We start from the raw sequence: 13,051 nt of genomic DNA, 5'->3' as shown, positions 1-13,051 counted from the left end.
ACAGTGCGGTGCTCTACCACTGAGCTACTTCGGAATAATGTTTTAGTACTTGTCGACTTTTTCTATTATAAAGAGCTGCAAGACAATCGTCAATACCTTTTTCATTTATATTTATTATCCGCCGTTCTTTTCTGAAACTAATGAACCCGACAGCAATTAGAAAAGAAGATGCCCATAGGTGGACATCTTCTTTTCTCTGGAAAATATTATCGCGCGGCCAGTTTTCCGGAGCAGCGGCCGCACCTGTAACGCTCTGTGTTCATCCGGATCTTGCGCGTGTAATTTGTCTTGCATGCTACACATTGATAAACATACGACTTGGCGGAACGCCGTTTTGCTTTGTTTTCGAGCATGGAACAAAAACGCGGCGATCCGGTTTTCTTCAGCAGTTCTCTGAAGTCCTGGTCGCGGTGCTTGTAGCCTCTTCCTTCTATATGAAGATGGTAATGGCATAATTCATGTTTAATAATGCCTTCAAGTTCGGCATAGCCAAACTTTTCATAAGAGCTAGGGTTGATTTCGATATTGTGGGAACGCAGCAAGTATCTGCCTCCCGTGGTCCGAAGCCGGGAGTTGAAAACACCTTCATGCCTGAACTCTTTGTGAAAGCTCGTCCATGAAATCTCCCTGATCAGTCCAGTCAGTTCTTCGTTGGTCATGTTAACTCCCCTATGTTCAATGTTAAAGGGTCTGCTCTTTCGGCTGCAGCATCGTCAAAGCGATACGCCCCTTATCTTTTTCCACTTTCTCCACCCACGCCGTAACGATGTCTCCGACCGCTACCACTTCCAGCGGGTGCTTCACAAAGCCCTTTTTCAATTTCGAGATATGAACCAGTCCATCCTGCTTCACTCCGATATCAACAAACGCGCCAAAATCAACTACGTTGCGGACAGTACCTTGCACTTCCATGCCTGGAAGCAAGTCTTCCATTTTCAGAATATCATTTTTCAACAACGGCTGCGGAAATTCATCGCGAGGATCGCGAAACGGTTTTTTTAAGGCGTCTACGATATCTTTCAAGGTAATTTCCCCAATGTCCCATTTACCGCTCAGCTCTGACAATTGGAGTGCTTCGAGTTTTTCGGAGATGCCTGCTTTCCCGACAGATTTCTTATCTTCTCCTACCAGGTTCAATAGTTTCTCCGCGACGTCATAGCTCTCGGGATGGATGCCTGTTGCGTCCAAGGGATTCTTGCCTTCGGGGATCCTGAGGAATCCGATTGCCTGTTCATAAGTTTTCGCTCCTAAGCGCGGAATCTTTTTCAGCTGGACGCGTGAAGTAAAGCGGCCATTCTCATCCCGGACCTTAATGACATTTTCTGCTACGGTTTTGCTTAAGCCCGCTACGTATTGCAGTAAAGAGGACGACGCCGAATTGACATTGACGCCGACCTGGTTTACAGCTGTCTCTACAACAAAGGTCAGCTGATCCGCCAACTTCTTTTGAGAGACGTCATGCTGGTACTGTCCAACACCGACCGCTTTCGGATCAATTTTCACCAATTCAGACAGCGGATCCTGCAAGCGGCGCGCAATCGATGCCGCACTTCGCTCTTCAACTTTCAAATCCGGAAATTCCGCACGTGCGATATCAGATGCTGAATAAACGCTGGCACCCGCTTCGTTGACGATAACGTAAGAAATATCCGCAGTAGTTTCCGAAAGGAAGTCTGCAACAAATTGCTCCGTTTCACGCGACGCAGTACCGTTGCCAATTGCCATGATTTCAATCGGATATTTGGCGGTCAATCGCTCCATGATTTTCTTCGAGCCGGCTTGATCTGATTTAGGCGGATGCGGATAAATGACCGCGACTTCCAGCAGTTTGCCGGTCTCATCGATGACTGCCAGTTTGCAGCCTGTCCGGTAAGCCGGGTCGACACCCAATACCATTTTGTTTTTCATCGGCGGCTGCAACAATAGATTCCGCAGGTTTTCCGAGAAAATATGGATGGCTTGAGTTTCACCTTTTTCACTCAGTTCCGTACGGATTTCCCGCTCAACTGACGGTTGGATCAGCCGCTTGTAGCTGTCTTCAATGGCTGCAGCTACAGATTCGCCTGTTGAACGCGCTTGCTTCATCCACTTGTTTTTCATCAATGTTACGATGCGGTCGGCCGGCGGATTGATGGAAACTTTCAGTACATCCTCTTTTTCACCGCGGTTGATAGCCAAAATTCGGTGCGGCACAATTTTCTGGATGGCTTCTTCGTATTCGTAATACATTTGAAAAACTTGCTTCTCATCTTCATGGTTTTTCTTAGCGACGGTAGCGATCGTTCCGTCTTTCCGTGTCATGTAACGGATTTTTTCACGGATATCTGGATCATCAGCAAAAAGTTCCGCCAAAATATCCTGCGCTCCTTGAATTGCTTCTTCCGTTGACGCGATGCCCAATTCTTCATTGACAAATGCCTGCGCTTTGTCAGCCAACTTTTCGTTGCCCGGTTCCATCAGCCAGTCTGCCAACGGCTGCAGGCCTTTTTCTTTTGCAATGGTCGCTTTGGTCCGGCGCTTTTGCTTGTATGGCCGGTATAAATCTTCGACGCGCTGCAGGACGGTAGCATTATGAATTGCCTTTTCCAGTTCATCCGTCAGTTTTTCCTGTTCCGTGATGGAACGGATCACGTCTATTTTCCGCTGCTCTAAATTCTGAATGTATGTATACCGGTCATCGATTGCTTTAATCTGGACTTCGTCTAAAGAGCCTGTAGCTTCTTTTCTGTAACGTGCGATAAAAGGCACGGTGTTGCCATCTTCAATCAATGCGATGACTTGCGCGACCTGATTGTTTCGCACGCCAGTTTCTTTTGCGATCAACGTATGAATCTGTTGCATTTCCATCTGGACACTTCCCTTCAGTTCTCTTTTATTTTAACACATTAGGAAAAGAGGAAGCGGCCGTGTAGCTCTGACGGATATAAGAACTAGGGAATGGTGTCTGGACATAAAAAAGAAGCCTTCTCATTTGAGAAGGCTTCCTGTTATGAATGTCGCATCGTCACCCGTTTGGATGGATGCCAGGATGTCGCGGTATAATTGCTCAGGAACTGCAGCTTTACGCATCATGGCTTTTGGATTTCTTAAATCCACCCCATCGGAATGGATGAGGAATAAGTCGTCCTCGACATATGTGTAAAGCTGAGTCCGCAACTTTTGCGGCCGCCCTGACAAATAACCCATTACCGGCAACGGATAGATGATCTCATCGGTTGCTTTTCGGTACAGATAAAATCGGATATTACCGACACAGCTGTATTCAAGCGTTTTTTCTTTGAAATCCACTTTAAATATGGCTACGGCAGCTCCGCGTTTCTGGAGCATTAGTCCATTAAAGCGGAACATTAATTGATCGATGGTTTCATGATGATATTCTCGTAAAATTTGAGGAATGACCTGAGACGATTCACGCGCTACAGGACCACTGCCTAATCCATCGGCTACTGAGCAAATGAAATAATCTTCCGTCAACACTGTATGGTAACTGTCGCCGGATTCATAATTCCCTTTCTTTGCTTCATTGAAAATAAAAGCATCTACAAAACTATGCTGAATTTTTTCCACTACGAAACCCCACCGGCTGCCAATATAGCTTCCTGGAGTTTTTTGATGGCTTTTCTTTGCAGACGGGAAACATGCATTTGAGAAATACCGAGTTTGTCTCCGGCTTCTTTTTGGCTCAGCTGCTCTATGTAGGTGAATTGGATGATCTGCTTTTCCCGTTCAGAAAGCACGCTCATCGCTTCAGCTACAAGCATCCGCTGGTCCGCTTTCTCATACCCGTCATCTTCCTGGCCTACTACATCAAATAATGTAACTGTACTGCCGTCTGAATCTGCCTCCAAAGAGTGGTCCATTGAAAGTGCTTGATAGCTTTTGCCCATTTCCATTGCTTCCAGTACATCGTCTTCTTCAACATCCAGATATTCAGCAATTTCCCAAACCTGCGGTGAACGCTGAAGCTCTGTTGTCAGCACTTCAACGGTCGCTTTAATGCGGGGGCCCAACTCTTTTATGCGCCGTGGAACATGGATCGCCCATGTTTTATCACGCAAAAAGCGTTTGATTTCGCCGATAATCGTAGGCACAGCAAAAGCCTCAAAGCTACGGCCATATGAAGGATCGTAACGTCTGATAGCTCCTAAAAGTCCCAGCATGCCCACTTGCGCAATATCTTCGTGGTAAGATTTACCATTAGAATATTTTCGCGCAATGGATTCGACAAGACGCTTGTAATTCATAACTAAATTTGTTTGGGCTTCTTCATCTTCTGTCTTTTGATAAGCTTCAATCCATTCAAGCACCTGTTCTTTAGTAGGCTGATTAGGATGAGACTGTTTCGACATCCTTCTCCACCTGCTCTCCTTCAACATGCTTTGTCATGAAGATTGTTACTCCTTCTTGATGATGAACCTTAACTTCATCCATTAATGTTTCGATCAAATACAAGCCGAGACCTCCTTCGCGAAGAAAAGCACCTTCTTCTTGATCGTGATAAGGACCCACTTTTGCCTTGGTTTCTTCAAAGTTAAAGCTTTGGCCATGGTCTGCTACCATGATTTCGATCTTGTCTTCATAAAGTGCGCAGCCAATAACGACTTCGCCTTCTTCGCCTTCTGCGTAAGCATGCTGGACCGCATTGGTCACCGCTTCACTGGAAGCGATTTTCAAATCCTCTATATCATCAAACGAAAAACCGATACGACTGGCTAAACCTGAAATGGTAAGCCTGGCAACGCCAACATATTGGGATTTGGCAGGAACTCTCATTTCCACATAATCGAAAGGACGCATATCAATTACCACCCTTCCCGGCAGATTCGATATCCATAATATCGCCTAAACCTGTAATATCGAAAAGCCGTTTTAAACGTGCAGAGAGTCCTTTTAACTTTACATGGCCGCCATTGGCATTGACCGATTTATAAAAAGCTACAAAAACTCCCAATCCAGTACTGTCCATATAATTAACGTCGGAAAGATCCAACTCTGCTTTTAACCCTTGGTGACTCTGGTAAGTTTCTAATTTTTCACGTAGGACCGGTGCAGTGTGCGCATCGATTTCCCCGCGTATAAAACCCTCTAGGACATTATTCGATTCAGTTAAATCCACTTGAATATTCATTGTGATTCGACACCCCGTTTTTTTAAATTCTATCCCGTTCTAAAAAAAGCTATTCTAAGCCTAAATACCACAATATACCTACAACTAAACCTCGTCCTACACTTTTTTATAAATCACCAATGTAAAGTCATCTTGGAATTGCGCACTTTGCATACGTTCAAGCTCGTCATACACATACTGAACAATCGTTTGGGCAGGCTCTTTTTTCTTTCGTTCAATCAATTCATAAATAACTTCACGCTCAATAAAGCCGTCGTCATTCCGGCCTTCCGTCACACCATCAGTCATCATAATCACCAGGTCGCCTTTTTCCAGATCGACCGTATGCTCTTCATAGACGGCAGCGGGAGATACACCAAGCAGCAACCCTTTCGCAAACAGCTCGCTGAATTCCTTGTCCCTGGCACGATAAAGGATGGCTGGTTCATGTCCTGCAGAGCCATAAGTCAACCGGGCCTGTTTGGCATCGTAATTGCTGTAAAACATCGAGACAAACATCGAATCATCGACACTTTTTTCAACAATTCGGTTGATGACGCCTAAAACGTCTTTAGGAAGTGCATGCGAACTATTTAAACTGTCCATGCCGAATTTGATCATGGACATGCAAAGGGCAGCAGGCAGGCCTTTGCCGATTACATCCGCAACCGCCACTCCGGCATAGCCGTCATGATCACTGACAAAATAAATATAGTCTCCGTTCATTTTTCGCGCAGGAATAGAAAGAAGGCCGATATCCAGACCTTCCAGTACAGGTAATTTAGTTTTCAGCAGCGTTTCCTGAACATTTGCCGCAAGATCCATTTCCACTTTCAGTTCTTCCTGCTGTTTCAAAAGGCTTTGCCGCTCCTGAAGTGCCAACCCGTAATTGATCATCATTTCAATCAAAAAATCAAAAGAATGCCAAACGACATCCGGCAATTCACCATGAAGCTCTTGAATTGCCGCTTTGTGCATGCTGATGACTTCTTCGGGCGCAATGTTCTCCAGAATAAGCTGACGACTGAAATTTTGGCCGACATATAAATTTTGCTCTGTCTGCTTTTTTGTGTATTCCTCTAGAATCTCTTTGTATTGAACCTCAATTTCTTGAGACATTAGGCGTTCCCCCTAACGAAGCCACTTGGTAGCTCTTATATCTGTACCTTCGCCCAAAATTGTTTCGATTTTGAAATCGTCCATTAACCGTTTGACACCCGGAAGCCCCGCTCCTAGTCCGCCGGAAGTCGTAAAACCATCTTCCATCACTTTTCGGATATCCGGGATTCCTGGACCGCTATCTGCAGCAATAATCAAAATTCCTTTCATGCCATTTTCAGTCAATTGCTGAATTTCAATTCTGCCTTTACCGGCATATAAATAAATATTGCGAGCAAGCTCGCTGATGGCCGTCGTAATACGGGCCTGGTCAACTGTACCAAAGCCAAGCTCTTTCGCTACATTGCGTCCGAGTTGTCTTGCAGCCACAATATCCCATTCTGTCAAAATTTCCACCGAGGACTGGTCGCTCATTTTTAAGCCTCCAATTCCAATTGAAGTTTATCCAAACCATTTTCTAAATCTAGCGCTGTCATAACATCTTCAAGTCGAATTCCTAACTCGATCAAAGTGATAGCAACTGCTGGCTGGATACCGGTAATGACTACTCTAGCCCCCATCAGGCTTGACATACTGATGACGTCTCCCAGAACTTTCGCGATAAATGAGTCGATGAAATCAATGGATGTCAAATCGATAACGACGCCCCGTGCACTTGTTTCATGCAGTTTGGTCAATAAATCCTCTTGAAATTGAAGAGCCGTCTGATCATCTAGTTCCCACTGAATCGAAACAATTAATGTATCTCTTAACTTTAAAATTGGAATTCTAAAATTCATTAGTCTTCAACCTCCACAATTTTTCGGTTTGTCCAAGCAAGCGCCTGTTCCACGCCCCGTTGCAATGTGCTTGTTGTTGTAAAGTCGTTCAAGTTGATGCCGAGCGTGACGATCGTCTGTGCAATTTCCGGACGTATTCCAACGAGCATGCATTTTGCTCCGACAAGGCGGACAGCATCTGCGGCCTGAATGATATGGTGCGCGACCATCGTATCCACTACAGGAACTCCCGTAATATCGAGCAATACGACTTCCGCACGGTGCTTGACGACACCTTCCAGCAAATTCTCCATAATCAATTTCGCTCGCTCTGTGTCGATTGTTCCGACTAATGGCATAACTGATACTTTCTCAAAGACAGGAATAAGCGAAGCCGAAAGTTCCTGCAGCGCAATCTTTTGCAGGCTGACTGTACGTTCCCACGTTTTGGAATAAGCTTGAATTGTACTTTCGCGAATCGGTACGATCCAATTGCTGAATTCTTTTACATAAGCGGCAATATTGCCTTCATGAATGATTTCTTCTTGAGTCATGTTTTCATAAATAATTTCAGCAAAATGAGTAATTGCTTTTGTCACGAATGTAATGGACCATCCGAGGCGAACCACTTTTTCTGAAAAATCGTTTAATCGGCTTTCATACGCTTGATGGCTTTCAAGTAAATTTGAAATCATCAGCTCCGCAAACTCATGGCTTGTTTGGGTCATCAATTCTTCAGACATCATCTGAAAAGAACGTTCATTTTCTTCATTCTTCATTTTTTTCTGCCATTGCGAAATGATTTCGGTTAAATTGCCCTGTATATATTGAGCCATCTGTTTATTCATACTGGTTAAAAACCCTCCCTGTGACACTATGTATCTCAAATTTTATCTGCTACTCTTTATTGTATCGGAAATTCGTTTTTTTCACATCTTTTTTGTCGGCAAGACCATTTACTGGAATAAAAGGCACCTTGAGAAAAATCCTCAAGGTGCCTTTTACGGAGTATGTATGCTTAAAATTTTACGAGGCCGACACTGATTTCCAGTGCTTCGTCCACTTTTTCCATCAACGTGTCGTCAAGTTGAGTGATTTTATCGGTCAGTCGCGACTTATCAATGGTCCGCAATTGTTCAAGCAGAATAACAGAATCACGTTCAAAACCATATTTTTTGGCGTTGATCTCTACATGAGTCGGCAATTTGGCTTTTTGAATCTGCGCTGTAATTGCAGCAATGATTACAGTGGGACTGAAACGATTCCCTATATCGTTTTGAATCACCAGAACCGGACGGGTCCCACCTTGCTCAGACCCGACAACCGGTGATAATTCTGCAAAAAAAACATCCCCGCGTTTTACAATCAAGTTGTCACCCTCCGCTTACGAGTCGCACTGTCGTGTGCTCCGCTTCGTACTCAGCGTGAGAACATTCACAAGCAATCGATAGATTGATCTGTGACATCTCCACGTAGCCCTTGATCATCGCTTCCCGAATATGATATGAGTCGTACAGATTCTTAGTCACCCGATGCGTGGAAACATAAATGTAATCTCCACTTTCTTGAACACGTTCATCTGAATGAGTTGTCAACTCCGAAATAAATTGTTTTGGCAATTTTACAACCACTTCTTTTGTCTTTGACTTCTCGTACACAGCCGACACCTCCGAAAATCCCGTTCTTCTGTCTTTATCTTTCCCATCTTAACATTGTATCGGGCTCCTGAAAAGGTAAATCGGCAACTTTGGTGCTGTCCGAGTAAACCCGGGGCACCCTTTTTGTTAAAATACAAGGAATTTCATAGGGGATTGTTTCCAGTCTGCGCGCCCATTCATCAATGAAAATACGCTGGCCGCCCTGGCTTCCAATTAACTGCACTTTTTCTCCGACCGGTAATTTTTCAGACAAGCGAATCATGCATTGGTCCATGCAAATCCTGCCCACAACCGGCACGCGCTGTCCTTGCACTAGAACATCCTGCCCTTGCAGCCCTCGGAGCATGCCATCCGCATAACCGATCGGCAAAGTCGCAATCCACTCATCCTTCTCAGCGCGGTATGTCGCTCCATAGCTCAGTCCTTCACCGGCTTTCACTTTTTTCACATGGATGATTTCCGTTTCCAGGCTTAGAGCCGGCTGCAATTCAAAATCCATTTCCTGTCCGACATAAGGAGATGGGGCAATGCCATACAATGAAATCCCGACACGGACCGCATCACAGGCAATTTCCCTGTGCATAATGGCGGCAGCACTGTTGGAGACATGAACCATCACAGAAGGATCGTCCACTTTGTCTATAACAGTTCTCATTGCGCTTACCTGCTCCAGGAACAGTGAAGAATTCTCTTCATCGGCAGTTGCAAAGTGCGTAAAAATCCCTTTAAAGGAAAAATCATGGTCACCGATAAACCCCAGCGCCTCATCCACTTCATCCACCTGAATGCCGATGCGCCGCATTCCGGTATCGACTTTCAAATGGATATTTAACCGGTTTAAATTTGGCGACACATGCATCGCCGCCATCGACAGCCAATCCAAAGAAACTGCAGTAACGATAATGTTGCGCTGCTGTGCGACCGAAATAAAGCTCGATGGAGTCGCCCCCATTACGAGCAAATCGGTTTCAATGCCCTTGTCACGCAGAAAAAGAGCTTCGTCTGGCGTTGCAACCGCCAGCATAGTGACACCATTTTCAATCGCAGTCTTAGCCACTGCCAAAACCCCATGGCCGTATGCATCAGCTTTTACGACCGCGATTACTTGCGCTTTTCCGCTCCTTTGTTGAAAAGCCGTTAAATTCTTTTTGATTGCACCTAAATCTATGACCGCTTTTGTCGGCCGATATTGTTCTGTCATCGTAACACCGCCCAGTTAAATTGTTTGTATGAGAACTTGAGCCGCCGCAAAGTCCTTTGAATGCGTAATGGACACCATGCCCGTTTCGATGTCCTGAAAATAAACACTTGGCTTGCCCTTGGCATCTTTTCTGATTTCGATATCCTGAAAAGAACAGGCTCGGCCAATTCCCGTGCCTTTTGCTTTGGAAAAAGCTTCTTTCGCTGCAAAGCGGCCAGCTAAAAACTCCACTTTACGCGCCGCTGTTAATTGGTTATATTCATTTTGCTCATATTCGGTTAAAATACGTTCCCGAAATTTTGGTGATTTAGTATCCAATCGACGGATTCGTGACAATTCGACGACATCCAAACCGATTCCTGTAATCATAAATGTTTCTCCTTTCAATCGCAAACAAGTAACAGGTATAATTATAAATATGAAATAGAGGTGACAAAATGTTTATTCGAACAGAAAGTTTTAAGCAATACTTGCGTATGTATCCAGTCGTTTCCACTTTAATTGCACTTAATTTATTGGTTTACCTACTGGGATTACTGCCTTTATTGGGTGATTGGCTTTACTTTTATGGTGTCGGCTCCAACTTTTACATTGCGGAAGGCCAATGGTGGCGCTTCTTTACACCCATTTTTCTGCATGGCGGATTGATGCATTTGCTGTTTAATATGTTTTCATTGTTCCTATTCGGACCTGAATTGGAGCGTTTAACAGGCAAAGTCCGTTTTATTACAATCTACCTGTTGGCAGGATTATTCGCTTCAGCGGCTACCTACTTTTTGCAGCCGCTCGATTATGCCCACGTCGGAGCCAGCGGTGCCATTTTTGGTGTTTTCGGTGCATTCGGTGCGTTGGTGTATTATGGGGGACGCGCTTTGCCGCAACTCAAACAAATTATACTCCCAATTATCGTTATTAGTATAGTCATGACTTTCCTGACGCCAAACGTCAACGTTACAGCACACATTGCCGGAATGATTACCGGATTCCTGATCGGCCTCAGCTATTTCCATCCAAAACGGATAGTCAGCTGGCGCGCCAAAAAATAAAGACAGCCGGAATTAAAAATTCCGGCTGTCTTTTTTCGAGGAATTATAATTGTTCAGCTTTCAATTTCTTTTGTGCCAGATGGTTCATACCAGGCCAAAATCCGGCTGGCGTCATCTTTTTCCATATGCGGAGTGGCCGCAACAGCACCCATCATGCCCGATTTGATTGTCGAACTGATAGAAGCGATTTCCTTGCGCCTCTGGAAATAACTTTGTGTCACTTGGATTACCTGCACCCGTTTTTTCAGCATGAAGAAACGGTGCTTGCTGAACCCTCGGAATTGCATCGTTAATTGTTTTTCGCCAAGCGCATAACCGGCTGTCCGGTGCTGCCAAATCCCGACAGCAATAACAATCGGCACAAGAATCAGCGACAGCAGACCATAAGGATAGAAAAAATACCCCACAGCGGCAAACAAAGGCAACAGCCATAGCAAGTCTAGCCGGTAGAAAAAATGAACGCTGCGTTTCGGTGCCTTGATCAATTCCGGCGTCCATTCCAGCTCAGGGAACAAGTCTGCCAGTATCGGCAACATCCGCTCTGTCTTCACCAAAGGAAACAAACGAATTTTTTCATCTTTGTCCCCAATGGAACCGCCTGCACTTTCAACCAGAACCGTGGCATACCCGAACATTTCACGCAACGGGTTTTGGCTCACTTTGATTCCTTGTACGCGCTTCAATGGTACCGATACTTTCTTTTTCTCCAATAACCCTCTGGTAATATAGATGTGGTCCTCGTCACGCTGAATGGTGAATTGGTAATTCGCTACAATGGTCATAATTACTGAAATAATCCACGCAATCAACAGCACCAAAAAGATTGTCAAAGCCACGATCAATACACCAAAACGAAGAAACAGCATGACCTCCTCGTAAATTGCATCATACGGAATCAATTCCGAAAACTGCGACAGGAAAAGCGCAACTGCTGAAATTACTACGCCAATCCCTCCGGAAGTCGTAGCAAGAATCAATAATTCCTTCATAGACATGGTGTAAAGCACTGTTGCTTCTTTTTTAGCCGGCGCTTCTACATATTCCACTGGACCCATAACTGGAAGGGCTTCTTTCGGAAGCTGGTATTTGGCCTTTTCCATTTCGCTTTCGATGCGGTCTGCATCTTCTCTTGATATTGCTGTCAGTTCAGCCTCTGCCTGCCCAACTTTCCCAGAACCCCCTGTTTCCACTTTCACCTTCACCAAACCGAGCGGCCGGTGGAAAATGCCTTCCGTGTAATTGAGGCTTTGAATCCGGTCAAAAGGGATATATCTCTTTTTCTTTACAAAAAGCCCATATTCAATGCGCAATTCTCCATCCTCAAACCAGTATACAAAGCGCTTCCACTTAATGATTCCAGCTACCAGCATGAATATCAGCACAACACTGCCTATCATAACCGGAATCAAACCTTGCCATCCTTGATTGAACATCGAACTAATGCCGCCATCTCTAAATATATTGACGCCAAAAATGATGATAAAAGGCACAATCAGCTCTTTCAAGCCTTTAATAAAATTTAAAAACGCTGAAATCGGATGCAGTTTATAACGTTCTTCATACATCGTCTTCCGCCACCCTTGCCAATACCGAAATTCTAGCTCTCAGTTCATCCGCTTCTGCCGTGACCAACGCAGGAATTGTGTGAGTCGTGGCAGCGGTTGAAATGGAGATTTCAGCTAGGTCGTACTTCCGCAAAATCGGTCCCTGTTCAGTATCCACATGCTGCACCCGCACCATCGGCACCAACGTGCGAGTAACGACGAACAATCCATGCTGCAATTCAATCTCCTGTTCCCGTACTTCGTAGCGCCAGCGCTGCCAACGGATTTTGGGAAACAAGTAAATCAACAGAAAGCCGAACAGCAAAATGACCGCCCCGTAGACAGCATACAGCCATTGCGGCCAGTCAAAGAAATACGTCAATACCCCCGCTCCAATTGCAATCAGCGCGATAACTGCAGTTTCCATGCTGCCGTATACCCGCCAAACGGTTAGCCCTTTTCGGGAAATTTGATTTTTTGGTTGGTTGTCCATTTGCTTCTCTCCAATCGCTTGCCTATCCATTATACGATTTACTAATCATAACGTTTCATTCAATTGTAACCGATATCCGGACAGCAAAAAAGGACGTATGCAAAACAGTTTCCTGTTTGCATACG

At 44.9% G+C, this 13,051-nt stretch carries 17 protein-coding genes; 1 reads left to right on the top strand and 16 read right to left on the bottom strand.

The window, feature by feature from the left end:
- Positions 1-206 precede the first annotated feature (206 nt).
- The 14 genes from GJB59_RS11250 to acpS all read right to left on the bottom strand — a co-directional run bounded on the left by GJB59_RS11250 (position 207) and on the right by acpS (position 10,212).
- Positions 207-659 carry a SprT family protein gene (locus GJB59_RS11250; protein WP_142827244.1) on the bottom strand — a complete coding sequence of 151 codons (453 nt, stop codon included), beginning with the start codon at positions 657-659 and terminating at the stop codon, positions 207-209.
- Positions 660-681: 22 nt separating this feature from the next.
- Positions 682-2,847 (bottom strand): Tex family protein, encoded by a 2,166-nt coding sequence (locus tag GJB59_RS11245; protein WP_142827245.1) that lies wholly within the window; start codon positions 2,845-2,847, stop codon positions 682-684.
- A gap of 120 nt (positions 2,848-2,967) precedes the next feature.
- Positions 2,968-3,567, bottom strand: coding sequence for a PP2C family serine/threonine-protein phosphatase (locus tag GJB59_RS11240; protein WP_142827246.1), 600 nt, complete (start codon positions 3,565-3,567; stop codon positions 2,968-2,970).
- A complete protein-coding gene (gene sigB / locus GJB59_RS11235; protein ID WP_142827247.1) occupies positions 3,567-4,349 on the bottom strand; it encodes an RNA polymerase sigma factor SigB in 783 nt (260 codons plus the stop codon). The genes GJB59_RS11240 and sigB overlap by 1 nt, the downstream gene beginning before the upstream one ends.
- Entirely contained in the window at positions 4,327-4,797 is a 471-nt protein-coding gene (gene rsbW, locus GJB59_RS11230; protein WP_006830181.1) for an anti-sigma B factor RsbW, read from the bottom strand. Before rsbW ends, sigB begins: the two co-directional genes overlap by 23 nt.
- Position 4,798: 1 nt before the next feature.
- Positions 4,799-5,128 carry an anti-sigma factor antagonist gene (locus tag GJB59_RS11225; RefSeq protein ID WP_142827248.1) on the bottom strand — a complete coding sequence of 110 codons (330 nt, stop codon included), beginning with the start codon at positions 5,126-5,128 and terminating at the stop codon, positions 4,799-4,801.
- Positions 5,129-5,224: 96 nt separating this feature from the next.
- Positions 5,225-6,226 (bottom strand): PP2C family protein-serine/threonine phosphatase, encoded by a 1,002-nt coding sequence (locus tag GJB59_RS11220; protein WP_142827249.1) that lies wholly within the window; start codon positions 6,224-6,226, stop codon positions 5,225-5,227.
- Positions 6,227-6,238: 12 nt separating this feature from the next.
- Positions 6,239-6,640 (bottom strand): anti-sigma regulatory factor, encoded by a 402-nt coding sequence (locus GJB59_RS11215; RefSeq protein ID WP_142827250.1) that lies wholly within the window; start codon positions 6,638-6,640, stop codon positions 6,239-6,241.
- 2 nt (positions 6,641-6,642) lie between these two features.
- The gene (locus GJB59_RS11210) at positions 6,643-7,005 is read right to left on the bottom strand and encodes an STAS domain-containing protein (RefSeq protein WP_008432419.1); all 363 of its coding nucleotides are present in this window, start codon (positions 7,003-7,005) and stop codon (positions 6,643-6,645) included.
- Positions 7,005-7,832 (bottom strand): RsbT co-antagonist protein RsbRA, encoded by an 828-nt coding sequence (gene rsbRA, locus GJB59_RS11205; RefSeq protein WP_142827251.1) that lies wholly within the window; start codon positions 7,830-7,832, stop codon positions 7,005-7,007. The genes GJB59_RS11210 and rsbRA overlap by 1 nt, the downstream gene beginning before the upstream one ends.
- A 170-nt stretch (positions 7,833-8,002) precedes the next feature.
- On the bottom strand, positions 8,003-8,353 hold the full coding sequence (locus GJB59_RS11200) for a type II toxin-antitoxin system PemK/MazF family toxin (RefSeq protein ID WP_008432415.1): 351 nt from the start codon (positions 8,351-8,353) through the stop codon (positions 8,003-8,005).
- Between the two features lie 4 nt (positions 8,354-8,357).
- Positions 8,358-8,642, bottom strand: a complete 285-nt coding sequence (locus tag GJB59_RS11195) for a transcriptional regulator (RefSeq protein ID WP_142827252.1) — start codon at positions 8,640-8,642, stop codon at positions 8,358-8,360.
- A gap of 34 nt (positions 8,643-8,676) precedes the next feature.
- Positions 8,677-9,843, bottom strand: coding sequence for an alanine racemase (alr, locus tag GJB59_RS11190; RefSeq protein ID WP_142827253.1), 1,167 nt, complete (start codon positions 9,841-9,843; stop codon positions 8,677-8,679).
- 15 nt (positions 9,844-9,858) lie between these two features.
- A complete protein-coding gene (gene acpS, locus GJB59_RS11185; RefSeq protein WP_142827254.1) occupies positions 9,859-10,212 on the bottom strand; it encodes a holo-ACP synthase in 354 nt (117 codons plus the stop codon).
- Positions 10,213-10,280: 68 nt separating this feature from the next.
- On the opposite strand from acpS, the gene GJB59_RS11180 reads away from it, so the two are divergent.
- Complete coding sequence (locus GJB59_RS11180; protein WP_142827255.1) at positions 10,281-10,889, top strand: rhomboid family intramembrane serine protease; 609 nt, start codon at positions 10,281-10,283, stop codon at positions 10,887-10,889.
- Between the two features lie 53 nt (positions 10,890-10,942).
- Here the strand turns inward: GJB59_RS11180 and GJB59_RS11175 are convergent, their stop codons facing one another.
- On the bottom strand, positions 10,943-12,454 hold the full coding sequence (locus GJB59_RS11175) for a PH domain-containing protein (protein WP_142827256.1): 1,512 nt from the start codon (positions 12,452-12,454) through the stop codon (positions 10,943-10,945).
- Positions 12,447-12,926 carry a PH domain-containing protein gene (locus tag GJB59_RS11170; RefSeq protein ID WP_142827257.1) on the bottom strand — a complete coding sequence of 160 codons (480 nt, stop codon included), beginning with the start codon at positions 12,924-12,926 and terminating at the stop codon, positions 12,447-12,449. The genes GJB59_RS11175 and GJB59_RS11170 overlap by 8 nt, the downstream gene beginning before the upstream one ends.
- Positions 12,927-13,051 lie beyond the last annotated feature (125 nt).

Source organism: Planococcus soli (genome assembly GCF_016881065.1).
Lineage (GTDB): Bacteria > Bacillota > Bacilli > Bacillales_A > Planococcaceae > Planococcus > Planococcus soli.
The sequence above is the reverse complement of the archived record's forward strand: the minus strand, read 5'-3'. Positions and strand labels throughout refer to the sequence as shown.